This window comes from Azoarcus sp. PA01 (assembly GCA_001274695.2).
Taxonomy (GTDB): Bacteria; Pseudomonadota; Gammaproteobacteria; order Burkholderiales; family Rhodocyclaceae; genus Aromatoleum.
In genome coordinates, this window is sequence record LARU01000002.1 from 1,340,092 (window position 1) to 1,360,420 (window position 20,329).

Annotated in this window: 17 protein-coding genes and 1 pseudogene; 15 read left to right on the top strand and 3 right to left on the bottom strand. The window is 69.2% G+C overall.

Features of this window, described 5'->3' with window-relative positions:
• The first annotated feature begins 7 nt into the window (after window positions 1-7).
• From PA01_07175 to PA01_07220, 10 genes are all read left to right on the top strand, one after another.
• Window positions 8-1,114, top strand: a complete 1,107-nt coding sequence (locus PA01_07175; protein KON81415.1) for a hypothetical protein — start codon at window positions 8-10, stop codon at window positions 1,112-1,114.
• A complete protein-coding gene (locus tag PA01_07180) occupies window positions 1,096-4,041 on the top strand; it encodes an FAD-binding oxidoreductase (protein KON82364.2) in 2,946 nt (981 codons plus the stop codon). Before PA01_07175 ends, PA01_07180 begins: the two co-directional genes overlap by 19 nt.
• A 1-nt stretch (window position 4,042) precedes the next feature.
• Window positions 4,043-4,417 (top strand): sensory rhodopsin transducer, encoded by a 375-nt coding sequence (locus PA01_07185; GenBank protein ID KON81416.1) that lies wholly within the window; start codon window positions 4,043-4,045, stop codon window positions 4,415-4,417.
• 175 nt (window positions 4,418-4,592) lie between these two features.
• A complete protein-coding gene (locus PA01_07190) occupies window positions 4,593-5,381 on the top strand; it encodes an ion transporter (GenBank protein ID KON81417.1) in 789 nt (262 codons plus the stop codon).
• Window positions 5,382-5,568: 187 nt separating this feature from the next.
• Entirely contained in the window at window positions 5,569-6,489 is a 921-nt protein-coding gene (locus PA01_07195; GenBank protein KON81418.1) for a c-type cytochrome, read from the top strand.
• Window positions 6,490-6,741 (top strand): hypothetical protein, encoded by a 252-nt coding sequence (locus tag PA01_07200; protein KON81419.1) that lies wholly within the window; start codon window positions 6,490-6,492, stop codon window positions 6,739-6,741.
• Window positions 6,738-9,254: a cbb3-type cytochrome c oxidase subunit I gene (locus PA01_07205; protein KON81420.1), complete on the top strand. Its 2,517-nt coding sequence runs from the start codon at window positions 6,738-6,740 to the stop codon at window positions 9,252-9,254. The genes PA01_07200 and PA01_07205 overlap by 4 nt, the downstream gene beginning before the upstream one ends.
• Complete coding sequence (locus PA01_07210) at window positions 9,251-9,550, top strand: hypothetical protein (protein ID KON81421.1); 300 nt, start codon at window positions 9,251-9,253, stop codon at window positions 9,548-9,550. The genes PA01_07205 and PA01_07210 overlap by 4 nt, the downstream gene beginning before the upstream one ends.
• A complete protein-coding gene (locus tag PA01_07215) occupies window positions 9,541-9,900 on the top strand; it encodes a c-type cytochrome (GenBank protein KON81422.1) in 360 nt (119 codons plus the stop codon). Before PA01_07210 ends, PA01_07215 begins: the two co-directional genes overlap by 10 nt.
• Before the next feature lies 1 nt (window position 9,901).
• Window positions 9,902-10,729, top strand: a complete 828-nt coding sequence (locus tag PA01_07220) for a c-type cytochrome (GenBank protein ID KON81423.1) — start codon at window positions 9,902-9,904, stop codon at window positions 10,727-10,729.
• A 93-nt stretch (window positions 10,730-10,822) separates the two neighbouring features.
• On the opposite strand, the gene PA01_07225 is transcribed toward PA01_07220, so the two are convergent.
• Window positions 10,823-11,533: a CAP domain-containing protein gene (locus PA01_07225; GenBank protein ID KAI5913071.1), complete on the bottom strand. Its 711-nt coding sequence runs from the start codon at window positions 11,531-11,533 to the stop codon at window positions 10,823-10,825.
• Window positions 11,534-11,828: 295 nt separating this feature from the next.
• Here PA01_07225 and PA01_07230 point away from each other — a divergent pair, with 295 nt between their 5' ends.
• Entirely contained in the window at window positions 11,829-12,167 is a 339-nt protein-coding gene (locus tag PA01_07230) for a BON domain-containing protein (GenBank protein ID KON82365.2), read from the top strand.
• Between the two features lie 146 nt (window positions 12,168-12,313).
• Window positions 12,314-13,687 (top strand): aminotransferase class V-fold PLP-dependent enzyme, encoded by a 1,374-nt coding sequence (locus tag PA01_07235; protein ID KON81424.1) that lies wholly within the window; start codon window positions 12,314-12,316, stop codon window positions 13,685-13,687.
• Between the two features lie 196 nt (window positions 13,688-13,883).
• Here PA01_07235 and PA01_07240 read toward each other — a convergent pair whose 3' ends face one another.
• Window positions 13,884-15,071, bottom strand: a complete 1,188-nt coding sequence (locus tag PA01_07240; protein ID KON81425.1) for a site-2 protease family protein — start codon at window positions 15,069-15,071, stop codon at window positions 13,884-13,886.
• 167 nt (window positions 15,072-15,238) lie between these two features.
• Between PA01_07240 and PA01_07245 the strand changes: the two are divergent.
• The 3 genes and pseudogenes from PA01_07245 to PA01_07255 all read left to right on the top strand — a co-directional run bounded on the left by PA01_07245 (window position 15,239) and on the right by PA01_07255 (window position 20,106).
• Window positions 15,239-16,577 (top strand): annotated as a pseudogene (locus PA01_07245) (erythromycin esterase family protein).
• Between the two features lie 160 nt (window positions 16,578-16,737).
• Window positions 16,738-17,937 (top strand): glycosyltransferase family 4 protein, encoded by a 1,200-nt coding sequence (locus PA01_07250; protein KON82366.2) that lies wholly within the window; start codon window positions 16,738-16,740, stop codon window positions 17,935-17,937.
• Between the two features lie 9 nt (window positions 17,938-17,946).
• Window positions 17,947-20,106, top strand: a complete 2,160-nt coding sequence (locus PA01_07255; GenBank protein KON81426.1) for an amylo-alpha-1,6-glucosidase — start codon at window positions 17,947-17,949, stop codon at window positions 20,104-20,106.
• Between the two features lie 18 nt (window positions 20,107-20,124).
• Here PA01_07255 and PA01_07260 read toward each other — a convergent pair whose 3' ends face one another.
• Window positions 20,125-20,325, bottom strand: coding sequence for a hypothetical protein (locus PA01_07260; protein KON81427.1), 201 nt, complete (start codon window positions 20,323-20,325; stop codon window positions 20,125-20,127).
• Window positions 20,326-20,329 lie beyond the last annotated feature (4 nt).

Consider the following 20,329-nt stretch of genomic DNA (forward strand, 5'->3'; position numbering starts at 1 on the left):
ACGCGGCATGGCAATCACGGACAGCACGGCCCCGATCGAGTCGGTCACGGTCGCAAGCTACACCGTCCCGACCGACGCACCCGAATCCGACGGCACGCTCGAATGGGACGCGACGACGCTGGTGCTGGCCCACGTCACCGGCGGCGGCCGGACCGGCCTCGGCTACGGCTACGCGGACACCGCGACCGCGCGGCTGATCCACGACCGGCTCGCGCCGCTGCTGCACGGGCGCGACGCGCTCGCGACCAACGCGCGCTGGCACGACATGACGGTCGCGATCCGCAACCTCGGCCGGCCGGGGATCTGCGCGATGGCGATCTCCGTCGTCGACAGCGCGTTGTGGGATCTCAAGGCGCGCGCGCTCGGGCTGCCGCTCGCGGCGCTGCTGGGGCGGGCCCGCGCGGACATCGCGGTATACGGCAGCGGCGGCTTCACGAGCTGCTCGACGCCCGCGCTCCAAGCCCAGCTCGACAGCTGGGCGCAGCAGGGGTTCGCCCACGTCAAAATGAAAGTCGGGCGCAGCCCGGGCGACGACGTCGCGCGCGTGACCGCGGCGGCGCAGAGCATCGGCCGGCAGACCGAACTCTTCGTCGACGCCAACGGCGCCTATACGCGCAAGCAGGCGCTGTGGTTCGCCGAGCGCTTTGCCGAGCTCCAGGTCGCGTGGTTCGAGGAGCCGGTGTCGTCCGACGATCTCGCCGGCCTGCGGCTGCTGCGCGACCGCGGGCCTGCCGGCATGGCGATCAGCGCAGGAGAATACGGCTACGACCTGCCCTACTTCCGCCGCCTGCTCGAAGCGGGCGCCGTCGACATCCTGCAGGCCGACGCGACGCGCTGCGGCGGCGTCACCGGCTTTCTCGGCGTCGCCGCGTTGTGCGAAGCGTTTCTCGTGCCGCTGTCGAGCCACTGCGCGCCGTCGCTGCATCTGCCGCTGTGCTGCGCTGCTCGACCCGCAGTGCATCTCGAATGGTTCCACGACCACGTGCGCATCGAGCACCTCTTGTTCGACGGCGCGCCCGATCCGGTCGACGGCCGCCTCGCCCCGGCCGACGACCGACCCGGCTTCGGCCTGGTGTTCAAGGAACAGGACGCCCGATGCTTCGAAAACCCGTGAACGGCGCCGATCAAACCGCCCCCGGCGTTCCGGTCGACACCCGGGCGCTGTCGCGGCGCGCCGGGGTGGATTTCGCCGCGCTCGAACGTGAGCTGCGCGAAGCCCTCGCCGGCGAAGTGCGCTTCGACGCGGGCAGCCGCGCGCTGTACGCGACCGACGCGTCGAACTACCGCCAGGTGCCGATCGGCGTCGTGATCCCGCGCTCGACCGAGGACGTCGTGCGCACGGTCGAGATCTGCCGGCGCCATCGCGCGCCGATCCTGTCGCGCGGCGCCGGCACCAGCCTGTGCGGCCAGTGCTGCAACGTCGCAGTGGTGCTCGATTTCTCGAAATACCTCAACCGCATCGTCGACATCGATGCCACGAAAAAGACCGCGCGCGTCGAGCCCGGCGTCGTGCTCGACGACCTGCGCGAAGCGGCCGAAAAAGTCGGCCTGACTTTCGCTCCCGACCCGGCCACCCATACCCACAACACGCTCGGCGGCATGATCGGCAACAACTCCTGCGGCCCGCACTCGGTAATGGGCGGGCGCACCGAGGAGAACGTGCTCGAGCTCGACATCCTGACCTACGACGGGCTGCGCTGCCGCGTCGGCGCGACCAGTGCGGAAGATTTTGCGCGCATCGACGCCGAAGGCGGCCGAAGGGCGGACCTCTACCGCCGGCTGCGCGCCCTCGGCGAACGCTACGCCGAGCCGATCCGCCGCTGCTACCCCGACATCCCGCGCCGCGTATCGGGGTTCAACCTGCGTACGCTGCTGCCTGAGGGCAGCTTCGATCTTGCGCGCGCGCTGGTCGGCTCCGAAGGCACGTGCGTCGTCGTGCTCGAAGCGACGCTGCGCCTCGTGGACAGCCCGCCCGCGCGCACCTTGCTCGTGGCCGGATTTCCCGACGTCTACGCGGCGGCGGACGCCGTACCCGACGTCATGGCGGCCGGCCCGATCGCGCTCGAAGGGATCGACGACCGGCTGGTCGGCGACATCGAGTCGATGGGCCTCGTGCCGGGCAACGTCGGGCTGCTGCCCGAAGGCAGCGGCTGGCTGCTGGTCGAGTTCGGCGGCGCCGACCGCGACGAGGCGGAAGGCCGGGCCCGCGCGCTGATGGAGCGGCTCGAGCACGCGGAGCCAAAGCCGTCGATGAAGCTGTACGCCGACACCGCCGAAGCGCAGCGGGTGTGGAAAATCCGCGAATCGGGCCTGGGCGCGACCGCCCACGTGCCGAACCAGCGGCTGACCTGGGAAGGCTGGGAAGACTCGGCGGTCGCCCCCGAAAACCTCGGCCGCTACCTGCGCGAGCTGCGCGCGCTGCTCGATCGCCATGGCTATCGCGGCGATTTTTACGGTCATTTCGGCCAGGGCTGCCTGCATACACGCATCGACTTCGACCTCGAAACTGCCGACGGCATCGCGCGCTACCGCGCCTTCATTGACGAGGCCGCACGCCTGGTGTCGGGGCTGGGCGGCTCGATCTCCGGCGAGCACGGCGACGGCCAGTCCAAGGCCGAGCTGCTGCCGATCATGTTCGGCGACGAAGTGGTGCAGGCGTTTCGCGAGTTCAAGGCGATCTGGGACCCGGACAACCGCATGAACCCGGGCAAGGTCGTCGATGCGTTTCGCGTCGACGAGAACCTGCGGCTGGGCACCGGCTACGATCCGCAGCCGGTCGAAACCCGCTTCGCCTATACCTCGGACAACGGCGACTTCGCGCGCACGATGCTGCGCTGCGTCGGCGTCGGCGCGTGCCGCAGCAAGAAAGGCGTGATGTGCCCGAGCTACATGGCCACTGGCGAGGAGATGCATTCCACGCGCGGGCGCGCGCACCTGCTGTTCGAGATGCTGCGCGGCGAGACGCTGACCGCCGGCTGGAAAGAGCCGGTGGTCAAGGAAGCGCTCGACCTGTGCCTGTCGTGCAAAGGGTGCAAGGGCGAATGCCCGGTGCGCGTCGACATGGCGACCTACAAGGCGGAGTTCTTCTCGCACTACTACGAAGGGCGCCTGCGCCCGCTTGCCGCCTACGCGTTCGGGATGGTCGACGTGTGGGCACGCGCCGCGTCCCACGCGCCCGGCGTCGCGAACTTCTTCTCGCGCACCGAACCGTTCGCGGGCTTCGCCAAACGGCTCGTCGGCATCCATCCCGCGCGGCGCGTGCCGGCGTTCGCGGTGCAAGCGTTCGCGCCCGCCTTCCGCCGCCGGCCTCCACCCGCCGCAGCGGGACAGCCGCTGATCCTGTGGCCGGACACCTTCAACAATTATTTCCATCCGGAAGTGGCGCTGGCCGCGGCGCAAGTGCTCGAGCATGCCGGCTTCGAAGTGCGCCTGCCGCCGGTACCGCTGTGCTGCGGCCGCCCGCTGTACGAGTTCGGCATGCTCGACCGGGCCAGGCGCTATCTGCTGCATATCCTCGACGCGCTCGACACGCAGATCCGCGACGGCCTGCCCGTCGTCGTCCTCGAACCGGCCTGCCTCACCGTTTTTCGCGAGGAACTGCCGCAGATGCTGCCCGGCAACGAGCAGGCGCGGCGCCTGAGCAGCCAGGTCTTTCTGCTGAGCGAATTTCTCGAGCAGCGCGCCCCGCACGCGCGCTTCGGCACGCTCGCGCGCCGCGCGGTCGTGCACGGCCACTGCCATCACCAGGCGATCATCGGCATGGACGCCGAAGCCGCGGTGCTCGAAAAACTCGGGCTCGACTACGAAATCCTCGACTCGGGCTGCTGCGGCATGGCGGGCGCGTTCGGCTTCGAGAAGGACAAGTACGAAGTGTCGATGCGCTGTGCCGAGCGCGCGCTGCTGCCTGCGGTGCGCGCGGCCGCCGACGACACGCTGCTGATCGCCGACGGCTACAGCTGCCGCGAGCAGATCGTGCAGAGCACCGCCCGCCGGCCACTGCACCTCGCCGAAGTGCTGCGGCTGGCCCTCAAAGGAGAATGACATGGACCCGATCGGAAAACGCCGCTGGGCGATCGCCGAAGGCTATATCCCGCCGTCGAGCACCGACGACAGCTACGAGTTGAAAAGCCACGAGGCCGCGTGCATCCTCAACGCGGGCGACCGCCCCGCGCAGGTCGAGATCACGATCTTCTTCGCCGACCGGGAGCCGGCCGGCCCGTACCTGCTGACCGTGCCGGCGCGGCGCACCTGCCATCTGCGCTTCGACGAGCTCGACCACCCGGAGCCGATCCCGGTCAACACCCCCTATTCGAGCGTCATCGAATCGACGGAGCCGGTCGTCGTGCAGCACACCCGGCTCGACTCACGCAAGGCGGCGCTCGCGCTGCTCACGACGATCGCGTACGCCGATCAGTGATCGCCCCGGCCGGGCAGGACGAGGACTGCACCGCCGCAAATTCGCGAGATGCATTGCGAGACGCCATGGCAACATTTTGCGATGATCGTGCTCGCGATTCCGCGCGGGCCCATCGTGCGGTCCTACGCCGGCTGGGACCGCTACCTTGTGTGGTGAGCGGCGAAGGCCCGGGCCGATGAACCTGTTCAGGGAGCGGATCCAGTGGATCAGGGAAAACAGGCCACTGAGGCGGCTCGAGCGCTGGCTCGAAGGGCCGATGGTCTTTCTCGCGTTCGTCTGGATCGGGCTGCTGATCGTGGAGTTCGTCGGCGGCCAGCGTGACTGGCTCGATGGCGCGAGCAACCTGATCTGGGCCGTGTTCATCGTCGACTTCGTGCTGCGCTTCGCGCTGGCCCGAGGCAAGCTCGCCTATATCACGCAGAACTGGCTCACGCTCGTGTCGCTCGCGCTGCCGGCGCTGCGCGTGTTCCGCCTGACCCGCGTGCTGCGGCTGACGCGGGCGACCCGCGGGCTGCGGCTGGTGCGCCTGACCACGTCGCTCAATCGCAGCATGCGCGCGCTCGCGCGCAGCATGGGCGGCAAAGGCGCCGGCTACGTCGTCGTGCTGACGCTGATCGTGACTTTCTCCGGCGCCGCCGGCATGCTCGCGCTCGAGGAAGGCGCGTTCACCAGCTACTGGGACGCGCTGTGGTGGACCGCGATGATCGTCGCGACGATGGGCAGCGACTTCTGGCCCCGCACGCCGGAAGGCCGCGTGCTGTGCCTCGCGCTGGCGATCTACGCGTTCTCGGTGTTCGGCTACGTCACTGCCGCGCTCGCGTCGTTCTTCGTCGAACGCGGCGGCCCGCCCGAAGCTTCCGGTCCACAAGCGCTGCACGCCGAGTTGGCCGCGCTGCGCAAGGAAACCGCCCGCCTCGCCGAAGCGCTCGACGGACAGGCCGCCGGGGCGAAACGCGTGCCGTGACGCGCAGCCCGAAGCAATCGTGCGTCCGCATCGCCCGGCAAGGCCCGCCGATTGCTTTCGCCCCCGATGCGATCCGATTCGTCGCGGGAGGCAGCGATATGGCAATGACACATTCGTCGATTCCCGACCGGTCCTTGCGTCGCCCCCCGCGCCCGGCGCTGCGCGAGCCCTGATCGGCGGTGCTGACATGCTCGACAACATCCAGTCGGCACTCGCCCCGCGCGGGCCGGAAGCGGCCGCGATCCTCGAGATCACCTGGGTGCTGGTGGTCGGCGGTGCGCTGATCTTCGCGCTGGTCCTCGCGCTGACTGCGCTGGCCTTTTTCGCCCCCGCGCGCTGGCTTGCCGGCAACCGGCTGATCGTCGGCGCCGGCATCGTTTTCCCGGTGATCACGCTCGCGGGGTTGCTGGTCTACACGCTGCTCGCCGCGCCGCGGCTGTCGGCAGCCGAGCCGGCCGACGTGACGATCGAAGTGGTCGGTCATCAGTGGTGGTGGCGCGTGAATTATCTCGACGCGCGCGGTGAAATCGACTTTGCGACCGCGAACGAAATCCGTCTGCCGGTCGGCCGCACGATTGAGCTGCGGCTGCGCTCGACCGATGTGCTGCACAGCTTCTGGGTGCCGTCGCTTGCCGGCAAGCTCGACCTGATCCCGGGCAAGGACAACCGGCTGCGTCTGGCCGCCGCCGAGCCCGCGGTGCTGCGCGGCCAGTGCGCCGAGTACTGCGGCGGCCCGCACGCGCAGATGGCGCTGTTCGTCGTCGCCGAAGCGCCGGAGCGCTTCGAGGCGTGGCGCGCGGCACAGCGCCGCCCGGCCGCCATCGCGGCCGATGACGAAGCGGCGCGCGGGCGGCGGCTTTTCCTGTCGCACTGCACGACCTGCCATACTGTTCGCGGCACGCGAGCCGAAGGCGAACTCGGCCCCGACCTGACCCATTTCGCGAGCCGACTGTCGCTCGGCGCCGGCATCCTGCCGAACAGCCGCGCCACCGTCGCCGGCTGGATCGCCGGCAACCAGCACCTGAAACCGGACAACCTGATGCCCGAGTTCCATTTCGACAGCGACGAGCTGCGCGCGCTCGCGCACTGGCTGGAGACGCTCGAATAAATGTTCACGGACCTGCCGCTGTGGATCAACGTCGTCGTCTTCCTGGCCGCCGGGGTGGTCGTGTGGCTGGTCGGCACGCGCGTGGCGCGCTTCGCGACTTTCGCCGCAATTCTCGCGATCGCCGTGACCGCGCTGTTCATCGCCGGCCTGCTCGAGCGGCGCCACGTCATGATCCTGCGCATGGGCGGCGACTCGCTGCTCGTCCTCGCGATCTACGTCGCCGGACTCACGGTGCTCTACACGCTCAGATGAACGCGCTGCCGAACCCCGATACCCGCCCCGCCGGCGAAGTCGACGAACTGCGCCGGCTGTGGCAGCCGCCGCAGGGCCTGCGCTTCGTCACGGTCATCAACAACAACTACGTCGGCGTGTTCTACGTCGGCGCCGCTTTCCTGTTCTTCGTGCTGGCCGGCATCCTCGCGCTGATGATGCGCACCCAGTTGGCGGTGGCCGAGAACGATCTGATCGGCCCGGCGCTGTACAACCAGCTGTTCACGATGCACGGCACCGTCATGATGTTCCTGTTCGCGGTGCCGGCGGTCGAGGCGATGGGCATCCTGCTGCTGCCGAACATGCTCGGCGCGCGCGACCTGCCGTTTCCGCGCCTGTCGGCGTATGCGTTCTGGGCCTACCTGGTCGGGGGGCTGGTGTTCTTCGCGAGCATTTTTGTCGGCTCGGCGCCCGACGGCGGCTGGTTCATGAACCCGCCGCTGACGACCCAGACCTACTCGCCGGGCTACAACGCCGACTTCTGGCTGCTCGGCATCGGTTTCATCGAGATCTCGGCGATCGCCGGCGCCATCGAGATCATCGTCGGCATATTGCGCACGCGCTCGCCAGGTATGACGCTCGGGCGCATGCCGGTGTTCGCGTGGGCGATGCTGGTTTTCGCGCTGATGATCGTGTTCGCGTTCCCGGCAGTGATCCTCGCGACCGCGCTGCTCGAACTCGAGCGCGCCTTCCACTGGCCGTTCTTCGCTGCGCATCTCGGCGGGGACCCGCTGCTGTGGCAGCACCTGTTCTGGTTCTTCGGCCACCCCGAGGTGTACATCATCTTCCTGCCCGCAGCGGGCATGGTGTCGATGATCGTGCCGACGATGGCGCGCACGCCGCTCGTCGGCTACCGCTTCGTCGTCCTGGCGCTGGTCGGCACCGCGTTCCTGAGCTTCGGGCTGTGGGTGCACCACATGTTCACGACCGGCATCCCGCAGCTGTCGCTGTCGTTCTTCCAGGCCGCGAGCACTGCGGTCGCGATCCCGTCGGGGATCCAGATCTTCGCGTGGATCGCGACGTTCGCGCAGGGTCGCGCGACAGGGCGGATACGGATCGCGACGCCGACGCTGTTCATCCTCGGCTTCCTGTTCATCTTCGTGCTCGGCGGGCTCACCGGCGTGATGGTCGCGGTGATCCCGTTCGACTGGCAGGCGCACGACAGCTACTTCATCGTCGCCCATCTGCATTACGTGCTCGTCGGCGGCATGGTGTTTCCGCTGTTCGCCGCGTTCTACTACTGGATGCCTTACACCAGCCGGCATGCGCTGTCCGAGCGGCTCGGGCGCTGGGTGTTCGGGCTGATGTTCGTCGGCTTCAACATCACGTTCTTCCCGATGCATTTCACCGGGCTCGCCGGCATGCCGCGCCGCGTCTACACGTATGCGGCAGGGTACGGCTGGGAGAGCCTGACCTTCGTCTCGACGGCCGGCGCGTTCATGATCGCCGCCGGCGTGCTGCTCTTCATCATCGATGTCGCGCGGCGCTTTCGCATGTCGGCCGAGGACAACGCAGGCAACGTCTGGCAGGCCGGCACGCTCGAATGGCTGCCGAACGGCAATTACTCGAACCGCAGCATTCCCGTCGTCACCAGCCGCGAGCCGCTGTGGGACCAGCCGGACCTGGCGCGCAATGTCGAAGCCGGTCACTACTACCTCCCGGGCGCGCCGACCGGCGGGCGCGAGACGATCGTCACGAGCCCGCTCGACGCGCAGCCCGAGTTCGTGCTGCGCATGCCGATGCCGGGCTGGGCGCCGGTCGTCGCAGCGTGGTTCACCGCCGGCTTCTTCCTGCTGCTGACCGTCAAGCTCGTCGTGCCGGCCGTGATCTCGGGCGTTGTCGCGGTCGGCGCGCTGCTGCACTGGGGCTGGAGCCTCGACCCGGAGCCGCTCGCCGAGCCGGTCGACATCGGCGGCGGCATCGTGTTGCCCAGCTACATGAGCGGCCCGCGCTCGCAGGCGTGGTGGGCGATCGGCGTGCTGATGCTGGTGTCGGGCTCGCTCTACGCCTGTGCGCTGTTTTCCTACCTCTACCTGTGGACCGTGTCGCCCGAAGTCTGGCCCGAACCCGCGCAGCTCGCCGGCATCGGCCATCCGCTCGCCGAAGCGGCCCTGCTCGTCGCCAGCAGCTTCGCGCTGGGGCTCGCGAACCGGCAGCTCGCCGCCGGCCGGCGGCGAGCGATGGCGCTCGCGGTCGCGGCCGGCCTGGTCCTGCTGGTCGCGGCGGTCGGGCTGGAGTTTTTCGCGCAGGGCGAACTGTCGCCGAGCGCGTCGAGCTACGGCGCCGCAGTCCATCTGCTCGCATCGATCGCCGTTTTTTTCACGCTGGTCGTGCTCGTGATGGCGCTGTTCGCGCTCGCCCGCGCTGCGACCGGCAAGCTCGGGCCGACGCGCCGCGTGACGTTCGACAACATGCGCCTGTTCTGGCACTACACCGTCGGCCAGAGCCTGCTTGGTGTCGCGCTGGTGCACGGCTTTCCGAGGATCGCCGGATGAGCTTCGTCGCGAGCAGCCTGCGCCTGTCCGCCGGAGTCATCGTCTGGGCGCTGCATTTTTCCGTGATCTACGGCCTGACCGCGCTGGCTTGCGCGCGCGCCGCAGCGCAGGCCGTGCCGTGGGTGATCGGCGCGGCGACGCTCGTCGCGAGCGGGGTCTGCGTCGCGATCATCGTGCGGGAACTGGGCCGGGGGCCGGGCTTCGAATCCTGGCTCGCCGCCGGGCTCGCGGTGCTCGCGCTGCTTGCAGTGCTGTGGGAAGCCCTGCCGGTGCTGATGGTGGCGCCATGCGTCTGACCGGCCTCCTCGCGCTCGCGTGCGTGGCGCTGGTCGCCGGCTGCAGCGAAGCGCGCCGCCCTGCGCTCGGTGGCGATGCGGAAAACGGGCGCCTGCTGCTGCGCCAGTTCGGCTGCATCGGCTGCCATCGCATCCCCGGCGTCGCAGGCGCTACCGGCAACGTCGGCCCGCCGCTGGACGGTGTCGGCCGCCGCGTGTACCTCGCCGGCGTGCTGCCGAATTCGCCGGCCAACATGGTGCGCTGGATCCGCGAGCCGCAGTCCTTCGGCTTCGAAACCGCGATGCCCGACCTGCAGGTCACCGAGACCCAGGCGCGCGACATGGTCGCTTACCTCCAGGAGCTGAAGTGAAGTGAAAAAAGTCCTCCTCACCGTCGTCGCGCTGGCGGTTGCGGCCGGGCTCGCCGGCACGGCCGTGGTCTACGGCGGCTTTTACGACATTTCCGCGACCGACCAGCACCTCGCGCCGACTTACCGGCTGCTCGACATCGCGATGCGCCGCTCGATCAAGCTGCGCGCGGCGTCGGTCGCCGTCCCGTCGCTCGACGCGGCCGGTGCACTCGAACAGGGCGCGCCGCTCTACCGCGACCACTGCGCGCAGTGCCATGGTGCGCCGGGCGTCGCTCCGGAGCCTTTCGCGCTCGGCCTGACGCCCGCCGCGGCGAACCTCGCGCATACCGGCCGGGCCTGGCCGCCGGAAGAAATCTACTGGGTGGTGCGGCACGGCATCAAGATGACCGGCATGCCGGCCTGGGAGCAGCGCCTGACCGAAAGCGAACTCTGGGCGGTCACCGCGTTCGTCAAGCGGCTGCCCGAACTCTCGCCGCCGGACTACCGCCGCCTGGTCGCCGAGCTCCCGCGCCACACCCACGACCATCGCGCGGAGCGAGCACTGCCGCGGCCCGACGCCGAGCGCGGCCGGCGGATCATCCAGCAGTATGCCTGCGTCACCTGCCACCGGATTCCCGGCATTGTCGGCCCGAACGCACCGGTCGGTCCGCCGCTCGACGGCATCGGCACGCGCGCGTTCATCGCCGGCGCGCTGCGCAACGAGCCCGGGCACATGGTGCGCTGGCTGCGTTCGCCGCAGCAGGTCACGCCCGACAGCGCGATGCCGGACCTCGGTATCGACGAGCGCGACGCGCACGACATCGCCGCCTACCTCGCGACACTGAAATAACGCGCTGGCCGCGTGGGCGCGAACGCGCGCTCACTTGCGGAAGGCGTTGCGCAGCGGCCACGCCTGCTGCTGACGCGCCGCCCGGCCCCGCGCTCACTGCGCGGAAGCCGGCTGCATGACGACTCCGTCGTCGCGCACGATGTAGCGCGTGCCGTCGTCGATATCGGCAGTGAACGGCGCATCGCCCGCCGGGCATGCGATCGACAGTCGCCCCGGACGACATGTGCGGTGCGTTCGCAGCTCGCGCGGCCGGAGCGAAAAATCGCGCTCGCCGGTCCGGTAAGCGACAAGTCCCGCGCTGCGGTTCTGCACCTCGAAGCGGATCGAGGCGCTTTTCGGTCGGCCGAACATCTGCACGCCGAAAAAACGTCCGTCCTCCCCCTGCGCGACACCGACGCCGGTTTGCGTGACGGCCGGCTCGAGCATGTTCTCGCGGTGCTCGGGCGAGTTTTTCCCGCCTTCGACGAAAGCCTCGGCAAGCTCCGCGGACGAGCCGAAACCGTCGGAGCGATACTGGTAACCGATGTTCTCGGCGACGATGCAGTACTCGTAGCCTTCGGCCTGCGCGCGCTGCGCGGGGCGGCGGCCATCGGCAGTGTGGCCGTAGCGCCCGGTGTTCGCCATGAAGCGGGCGAAGTCGCGCGCAGTCCGCCCGAGCGCCGCGTCGCGCTCGAGCGGCGCGAGCGGCTGCGCTTCGCGAAAAACATTCGTGCGCGCAACGATCTCCGACGCCGTCTCCTCGACGTCCGCCGCAGCGAAGCCCAAGGCGGGGCCGGCGAGGATCGCCACCAGCAGTCGTGTCACGGCGCAACGCCTGCGCGGGCGCCCGAACGCGTCGAAGCGGCCGCCGCCCGCCGCCTCCCTGCCGTGCACGGCGTCACCGCGCATGGGCTACGAGCGACGCGGTGGGCAAAAGCGCGACGTGAAGTCCGATGGCCTTCATGACGGTGATCTCCTTCGAATCGACGTCGCCGCGGACGCAAGGCGCATTCCCGCACCCGGCGCGCGCATGCGACAGCGCCCGCCGCCGCGTGCCGGGTAGGTACGGCGATTGCCTTCCTGCTCGAGCCCGTTTCAATTTTTCTCCGGAGGAAGCCTCATGCCGCTATCGATGCCGTCGTTCAGAGTCCTCGCCGTCGCGATCGCCACCGCGTTGGTGGTGCCGCCGCTTGCCGGCTGTGCCGGCGACCGGAACACGCGTGCCACCGGCACGGTGATCGACGATGCGTCGATCACCACACGCGTGAAAACCGCGCTTGCAAGCGCAGAAGGAATCAAAGCCGCCGCCGCGGTCAATGTCACGACGTATCGCGGCCTCGTGCAGTTGTCGGGCTTCGTCGATTCCGAGGCCGAGAAGCGGCGCGCCGAGCAGGTCGCCCGCAGTGTCGACGGCGTGCGTTCGGTCGAGAACGCGCTGAGCGTGCGGCCGGCCCGCTGAAAGCCCCCGGGCGCGTCACACCCTTATCCGAGCACGTAACTCTTGCAAGCGATCGCGCACCCGGTGCGGGACTTGATGTCCGCGACGACTTCGCTGGCGGGTCATGCGGCCGAGCGCCCCTTCGCGTGCGACGCAAAAGGAATCCTGTGAAGCCGCGCAGCGCGTCGCCGCAGACTCCGCCGACGAACCGCCGGCAGTTTCTCGTGCACAGCGGCCTTGCGTTGGCCGCCGCCGCGACCGGCACCGCCTGCGGGCCGTCCGGTCAGCAGGCGCCGTCGTCGACGGCACCCGCCATCCCGGCCGCGCGCTGGCCGGGCGACGGCGAGTGGGACGCGGTGCGCGAGCAGTTCGCGCTGGCCGACGACTACATCCACATGTCCGCGCTGTATGTCGCGTCGCACCCGCAACCGGTGCGCGACGCGATCGAACGGCACCGGCGCGCGCTCGACGCGAACCCGGTGCTCTATCTGAACGACAACAATCGCCGCCTGGTCGGCGAATCGCTGTCGGCCGCGGCGGACTATCTCGGGCTGGCCGACGCTGACGACATCGCGCTGACCGACAGCACGACGATGGGCATCGGCCTGGTGTATAACGGCCTGCGGCTCGCGCCGGGCGACGAGATCGTGACCACCGAGCACGACTACTACGCGACCCATGAAGCCTTGCGCCTCGCTTCGGAGCGCCAGGGCGTGACGGTGCGCCGGGCGGTGCTGTACGACGAGGTGACGCGCGCCGGCGAAGACGAGCTCGTCGACCGGCTGCTCGCCAGCGTGAGGCCGCGCACGCGCGCGCTCGCGCTGACCTGGGTGCATTCGGGCACCGGCCTGAAGCTGCCGGCCGCGCGCATCGGCGAGGCGCTGCAGCGCGTCAACGACGAACGCGACGAGGACGCGCGCGTGCTGCTGTGCCTCGACGGCGTCCATGGCTTCGGCGTCGAGGATGTCGTCCTGTCCGAGCTCGGCTGCGATTTCTTCATGGCCGGCTGCCACAAGTGGCTGTTCGGCCCGCGCGGCACCGGCATCCTGTGGGGCAGCGAGGCGGGCTTGCGGCGCTGCCTGCCGACGATACCGAGCTTCCTCGACGACGGCACGCACCGGGCCTGGATCGCCGGCGAAGAGGTCACCGGCCGCCCCGACGGCGCGCGCATGTCGCCGGGCGGCTTCAAGCCGTTCGAGCACCAGTGGGCACTGGTCGAGGCGTTCCGCTTCTGCGGTGACATCGGCAAGGCGCGCATCCAGCGGCGCACGCACGCACTCGCACGCCAGCTCAAGGAGGGGCTCGCCCCGATGCCGCACATCACACTGCGCACGCCGATGGCCGAAACCTTGTCGGCGGGGATCGTGTGCTTCGAGGTGGACGGCATGGACCCGTGGAGCGCGGTCGAGCGGCTGCGCGAACACCGCCTCATCGCGACCGTCACGCCCTACGCCGCGCGCTATGTGCGTCTCGCCCCAAGCATCCGCAATTCACCGGCCGAAGTCGACGCAGCGCTCGCAGCGATCCGTCAGCTCGGCTGAGTCGGATGAGCGCGGATTCCGGCAGCGCAGTCTTCCTCCAGCGCGTGCCGATCGTGCTCGGACTGGTCGTGCTCGGGCTGTTCCTGTGGCACATCGCCTACGCGCTGCTGCGGGGCTTCGCGGAGGCTGGGCGGTCGGCGTGCCGCTCGCACCGGCGCGCCTTTGCGTTCTCGGCGGCACGAACGAACCTGTGCTTTCAGACGATCACCTCCTCGTCCCCCCTGAGCGCCAGCCACTTCATGATGTCTTCGCGGCGCACCAGGCCGCGGACCCTGCCGTTGTCGACGACCGGCAGCAGCTCGACGCCGCGCCGGGAGATGGTCTCGAGCGCCTCCGCGGCCGCCCGGTCCGGCTCGATCGTGGGGAGATCGCCGATCGGGATCATGATGTCTGCAACGGTCGTGCCGGCCCGCGCGGCGGGCGCCAGTTTGCGTACCTCGCCGAGTCCGGCCAGCCCGACCAGCTGGCCGTCGCGCACCACTGGGAAATTGCGCTGGTCGTGGGCGATCAGGTAGTCATCGATGAGCGTTGCCACCGAGGTGTGCGGTTCGACGGTGGTCACGTCGGCGAGCATCACGCGCGATACCGGCACTCGTTCAAGCGAGCGGCGGGCGAGCAGCTGCTGGTAGCTCATCTTCGCGGCGTTGTGCAGGAACCCGCCGATCAGCGCGAGCCACAGGCCGCCGATCACGCCGGCACCGAAAAGCGGCACCGGAATGCCGACGAACATCGCCGCGCCGGCGGCGATCAGCGCGATGCCGAAGCCGCGCCCGAGCGCCGCTGCCCAGCGGGTGGCGTGGTAGACGTCGCCGGTCACGCCCCACAGGACGGCGCGCAGCATCCGTCCGCCGTCGAGCGGAAAGGCGGGCACCAGATTGAACAACGCGAGGATCAGGTTGATCGGCCCGAGCCACAGCAGCACCGTCGCGAGCGGACCGATCTGCGTGAGCGCTGGCGTCGGGTCGTTCGGATCGATGACCACGTCGCCCGCCAGCGCGGAGCCCACGACCAGGCAGGCTGCGCCGATCGCGAGACTGACGACCGGCCCGACCAGCGCCATCCAGAACTCGGCTCGCCAAGTGTGCGGTTCGCGCTCGAGCTGCGCCATGCCGCCGAAGACGAACAGCGTGATGCGTCGGATCTCGACTCCCTGGGCGCGCCCGACCAGCGCGTGCGACAGCTCGTGGACCAGGATCGAGACAATCAGCAGCACCGCGGCGACAGCGGCCACTAGCCATACCAGAGCGGCGCTCCAGTGCGGGTGCCAGGTGGGAAACAGACCCGCTCCGAGGCTCAGCATGATCAGCACGAAAATGATCATCAGGCTCCAGTCGAGCGCCACCTCAACCCCGAGGATGCTGCCGATACGCAAACCTTTGACCATGATCCGGCTCCGGAAAAACCACAACCGCGGTCGGCGACAGGCTCGCACGCGACAGCCCGACCGCCCGGACTCCATGTGGTGTGGTGATTGGCAAGTGCCATGCCCGGCAAAGCGGCGGCACGCCGGTTGCAGGCCTTCAGCGGTGAACAACGCGAGGAGACAAGACCATGGCAGATCGCGATCTCACCGCTGCGGTCGCGCGCGCCGCGCAGCCGCTCGCCGAGACGGCCGGACGGTTCGACCGCGTGCTCGAGCTTGCCGGCGAATTCCGCCTGGTGCTGCTCGGCGAGGCGAGCCACGGCACGCACGAGTTCTACGCGGCGCGCGCCGAAATCACGCGCCGGCTGATCAGCGAAAAAGGCTTCGACGCGGTCGCGGTCGAAGCCGACTGGCCGGACGCGCTGCACGTGAGCCGCCATGTGCAGGGCGGCGGCGACGACGCGGATGGCAACGCCGCGCTCGGCAGCTTCCAGCGGTTTCCGCGCTGGATGTGGCGTAACCGCGAAGTGTGCACGTTCGTCGACTGGCTCAGGCAACGTAACGGCACGCGCCCGCCCGACGCGCGCGCCGGCTTCTACGGCCTCGACCTGTACAGCCTGCGGGCGTCGATGGACGCCGTCGTGCGCTACCTCGCGGGCATGGACCCCGAGGCGGAGCGACGGGCACGTGCCCGCTACGCGTGCTTCGACCACATCGCGGACGATCCGCAGCGCTACGGCTTCGCCACCACTTTCGGCATGACCGAGCCGTGCGAGCAGGCGGTGCTGCGCCAGCTCGCCGAGCTGTCGCGCGACACGACGCGCTTTTTTGCGCCACGACGGCGTCGCTGCCGCCGACGAGCTGTTTTACGCGCAGCAGAACGCACGCGTCGCGGTGAATGCCGAAGCCTATTACCGCAGCATGTTCGCCGGGCGTAACGAGTCGTGGAACCGGCGCGACGCGCATATGGCCGAGACGCTGCAGGCGCTGGCGAAGCACCTCGGCGAGCGTCTCGGCCGGCCGGCGAAGATCGCCGTGTGGGCGCACAACTCGCATCTGGGCGACGCGCGCGCGACCGAAATGGGCGAAGCCGGCGAACTGAACCTTGGCCAGCTCGCGCGCGAGCAGTTCGGCGCCGCGAACGTGCTGCTGGTCGGCTTCACGACCCACATCGGCAGCGTCACTGCGGCGTCCGAGTGGGACGCGCCGGCCGAACACAAGCGCGTGCGCGACTCGCACCCGGACAGCTTCGAGCGCGTCTTCCACGACTGCGGCATCGAGCGCTTCGTGCTCGAACCGCGCCGCGTGCCGGCGCTTCGCGGCGTGCGCCGGCTCGAGCGCGCGATCGGCGTGATCTACCTGCCCGACACCGAGCGCCTGAGCCATTACTTCCACGCGCAGCTCGCGGACCAGTTCGACGTCGTGATCCATCTCGACCGCACGCGCGCGCTCGAGCCGCTCGAACCGACCGGGGACTGGACGCGCGGCATGTCGCGCGAAATGGAAACCTATCCGACCGGCATGTAGGCGTACGGGCGCGCAGCGGCCGGGCGTGGGCCTGGAGCCGCTTCATGACCGACATCGGCGCGCGGCTCGTCGCCCATGATGCCGTCGAGCGGTGTCGCCGAGCGGTGGCCGGGCAACGGTACGCGCGGCGGGAGTTCTTTCAATGACCCGTAGTTTTTGCATGCGCCCGGTCGCGGGGCCTGCGCAGGCATGCGTTCGGCGCGCGGCACAGCATTTGCTGAACTCGGCGGGCAGTTCGGGCGCACGCCCGTTGCAGCTTCGTTGGCTGCGGGAGTGGCCGCTGCCTGAGTCGATCGAGGTCCGAGCATTGAGAATCGCGCAGGTCTCCCCCCTGTTCGAAAGTGTCCCGCCGAAGTACTACGGCGGAACGGAACGGGTCGTGTCCTACCTCACCGAGGAGCTCGTCGCGCAGGGACACGACGTGACGCTGTATGCGAGCGGCGATTCGCAGACGCGCGCAAGCCTGCGCCCCGTCGCGCGCCAGAGCCTGCGGCTCGACCCCGAATGCATCGACCAGCTCGCGCACCACGTGCTGATGCTCGAGCACGTGGTGCGCGAGGCGCACAACTTCGATCTGATCCACTTTCACATCGATTATCTGCATTTCCCGCTGTCGCGCCGCCTGGCCGTGCCGCATGTCACGACGCTGCACGGGCGGCTCGACATTCCGGACCTGGTGCCGCTGTATCGTGAATTCAGCGAAATGCCGGTGATCTCGATTTCCGACCACCAGCGGCGCCCGCTGGCGTGGCTCAACTGGCAGGCGACCGTGCATCACGGCCTGCCGACGACCCTGCTGCCGTTCTCGCCCGGACCCGGGCGCTACCTCGCGTTCCTCGGGCGCATCTCGCCGGAGAAGCGCGTCGACCGGGCGATCGAGGTCGCGCGCCGGGTCGGCCTGCCGCTGCGCATCGCGGCCAAGGTCGCGCCCGTCGATCAGCGCTACTTCGACGAACAGATCGAACCGCTGCTCGCGCAGCCGCACGTCGAGTACCTCGGCGAGATCGCCGAAGCGGAAAAAGCGGCGTTCCTCGGCGGCGCCGCGGCGCTGCTGTTCCTGATCGACTGGCCCGAGCCGTTCGGCCTGGCGATGATCGAGTCGCTCGCGTGCGGCACGCCGGTCATCGCCTGGCATTGCGGCTCGGTGCCCGAAGTGCTGCGCGAAGGCGTCAGCGGCTTCATCGTCGGCAGCCTCGACCAGGCCGAACGGGCGATCGCGTCGATCGACCTCATCGACCGCGAAGCCTGCCGCAAAGCGTTCGAGGAGCGGTTCACCGCGTCGGCGATGGCGGGCAACTACCTGCGCGTCTATCGTGAATTGATAACACAGCAGCTGAAGGCCGCACCGGCCGGGGCATGAAGGCTTTCGATGCAGGACGCAATCCAGATCGACGACCGCTGGTACGTGCTCGCCACTTCGTCGCTCGCCGACGACCGCACGCGCGTGCTCAAGCAGGGCGACACGTTCGCGCTGTTCGACCGCTACGGCGACATCCGCCACATCGGCATCGCCGAGCAGGGGCTCTACCACGGCGGCACGCGTTTCATGTCGCAGCAGCGGCTGCTGCTGAACGGCGTCAGACCGATGTTGCTCAACTCGACGATGAAGCAGGACAACAGCCTGCTCGCCGTCGACCTGACCAACCCCGACTTCACTGCCGGCAGCCGAGCGATCGACAAAGGCACGGTGCACGTGTTTCGCGGCAAGCTGCTGTGGGAAGCGGTGCTCTACGAGCACCTGCGGGTGATGAACTACGGCCGCGAACCGCTCGACCTGACGCTGACCCTGGAATTTGCCGCCGACTATGCGGACATTTTCGAGGTGCGGGGCTTTCAGCGCGCACAAGTCGGCGAGCTGGCGCCGCCGACCGTCGGCGCGCGCGAGATCGTGCTCGGTTACCGCGGCCGCGACGGGCTGACGCGCCGCACGCGGATCGGATTCGATCAGCCGCCGTGCAGCGCCGACGCGTCGCAGCTGACGTTCGCGTTGCGGCTCGAACCGCAGCAGTCGCGTGACCTGTTCGTGTCGGTGACCTGCGAAGTCGAAGGCGAATGCGCGGTGTGCACCTACGAGCAGGCGTACGCGCGCAACAAGAACCAGCTGCATGCGTGGGACGAGAGCGACTGCGCGATCGACACTTCGAACCAGCAGTTCAACAGCTGGCTGAACCGCTCGTTCGCCGACCTGCGCATGCTGACGACCGAAACCGCCGACGGCCCTTACCCGTACGCGGGCGTGCCGTGGTTCAGCACGCCGTTCGGGCGCGACGGCATCATCACCGCGCTGCAGTATCTGTGGGTCAACCCGCAGCTCGCCAAAGGCGTGCTGCAATTTCTCGCCGCGACCCAGGCGCACGAAAAAAACCCCGAACGCGACGCGGAGCCGGGCAAGATCCTGCACGAGACGCGCACCGGCGAACTCGCCAACCTCGGCGAGATCCCGTTCGACCGCTACTACGGCAGCGTCGATGCCACTCCGCTGTTCGTCGTGCTCGCCGGCGCGTACTGGGAGCGCACCGGCGACCGCGACCTGATCGCGGCGCTGTGGCCGAACATCGAGCGCGCGCTCGGGTGGATCGACACCTACGGCGACGCCGACGGCGACGGCTTCGTCGAATACGCGCGCCACAGCAGCAAGGGGTTGCAGCAACAGGGCTGGAAGGACTCCGACGACTCGGTGTTCTACGCCGACGGCCGCCTCGTCGAGCCACCCGTTGCGCTGTGCGAAGTCCAGGGCTACGTCTACGAGGCGAAGCGCTACGCCGCGCGTTTCGCCGCCCTGCTCGGCGACCCGCAGCGCGCCGCGACGCTCGAACGGCAAGCGAAAACGCTCCGCACGCGCTTCGATCAGGCGTTCTGGGTCGCGTCGCTCGGCACCTACGCGATCGCGCTCGACGGCGCGAAGCGCCCGTGCACCGTGCGTTCGTCGAATGCCGGTCACGCGCTGTTCTCCGGCATCGCGGGCGCCGACAAAGCGGCGGTGGTCGCGCGCACGCTGCTCGCCGAGGACATGTTCTCGGGCTGGGGCATCCGCACGCTGTCGAGCCGCGAAGCGCGCTACAACCCGATGTCGTACCACAACGGCTCGATCTGGCCGCACGACAACGCGCTCGTCGCGGGTGGTTTCGCCCGCTATGGCCTCAAGCGCGAAGCACTGCGGGTCATGGAAGGGATGTTCGAGTCGAGCGTGTTCATGGATCTGTACCGCCTGCCCGAGCTGTTCTGCGGCTTCGGCCAGCGCCCCGGCGAAGGCCCGACGCTGTACCCCGTGGCCTGCTTGCCGCAGGCCTGGGCGAGCGCGACGGTGTTCTATCTGCTGCAGGCGTGTCTGGGCCTGTCCTTCCGGCCGGAAACCGCCGAGATCGTGTTCGACAACGCGGCGCTGCCCGGCTTCCTCGACCACGTCACGATCCGCGGCCTTCAGATCCCGAGCGGCTCGGTCGATCTGACGCTCTACCGCCGCGCCCAGGACGTGACGCTGCATGTGACGCGCAAGCACGGCGAAGTGCGCGTCGTGTCGGTGAAGTGAGCTGCGCCGCGCACTCGCTCACGGGAACGTGCCGCGGTGCTTCTTCTCCATGTCTTCGGTCTTGTGCTCGGGCGTCACGCCCATGCGCTGCTGATTCTCGCGCTGCTTTTCCTTGTCGCTGCGGGCATCCTCACCCTGCGTGCCGGGCTTCGGAGGGTTCGCTGCGGAAGACTGGGGATTGTCGGCTGTATCCGACTTTCGCGTGTGAGGTTCGGCCATTTGT

What these genes read in the sequence shown, in the direction of transcription:
- PA01_07250 (KON82366.2), top strand. Translation starts at nt 16,738, where the DNA reads ATGCGCCCGGTCGCGGGGCCTGCGCAGGCATGCGTTCGGCGCGCGGCA.
- PA01_07185 (KON81416.1), top strand. Translation starts at nt 4,043, where the DNA reads ATGGACCCGATCGGAAAACGCCGCTGGGCGATCGCCGAAGGCTATATC.
- PA01_07200 (KON81419.1), top strand. Translation starts at nt 6,490, where the DNA reads ATGTTCACGGACCTGCCGCTGTGGATCAACGTCGTCGTCTTCCTGGCC.
- PA01_07240 (KON81425.1), bottom strand. Translation starts at nt 15,071, where the DNA reads ATGGTCAAAGGTTTGCGTATCGGCAGCATCCTCGGGGTTGAGGTGGCG.
- PA01_07230 (KON82365.2), top strand. Translation starts at nt 11,829, where the DNA reads ATGCCGCTATCGATGCCGTCGTTCAGAGTCCTCGCCGTCGCGATCGCC.
- PA01_07180 (KON82364.2), top strand. Translation starts at nt 1,096, where the DNA reads ATGCTTCGAAAACCCGTGAACGGCGCCGATCAAACCGCCCCCGGCGTT.
- PA01_07175 (KON81415.1), top strand. Translation starts at nt 8, where the DNA reads ATGGCAATCACGGACAGCACGGCCCCGATCGAGTCGGTCACGGTCGCA.
- PA01_07205 (KON81420.1), top strand. Translation starts at nt 6,738, where the DNA reads ATGAACGCGCTGCCGAACCCCGATACCCGCCCCGCCGGCGAAGTCGAC.
- PA01_07255 (KON81426.1), top strand. Translation starts at nt 17,947, where the DNA reads ATGCAGGACGCAATCCAGATCGACGACCGCTGGTACGTGCTCGCCACT.
- PA01_07210 (KON81421.1), top strand. Translation starts at nt 9,251, where the DNA reads ATGAGCTTCGTCGCGAGCAGCCTGCGCCTGTCCGCCGGAGTCATCGTC.
- PA01_07195 (KON81418.1), top strand. Translation starts at nt 5,569, where the DNA reads ATGCTCGACAACATCCAGTCGGCACTCGCCCCGCGCGGGCCGGAAGCG.
- PA01_07260 (KON81427.1), bottom strand. Translation starts at nt 20,325, where the DNA reads ATGGCCGAACCTCACACGCGAAAGTCGGATACAGCCGACAATCCCCAG.
- PA01_07215 (KON81422.1), top strand. Translation starts at nt 9,541, where the DNA reads ATGCGTCTGACCGGCCTCCTCGCGCTCGCGTGCGTGGCGCTGGTCGCC.
- PA01_07190 (KON81417.1), top strand. Translation starts at nt 4,593, where the DNA reads ATGAACCTGTTCAGGGAGCGGATCCAGTGGATCAGGGAAAACAGGCCA.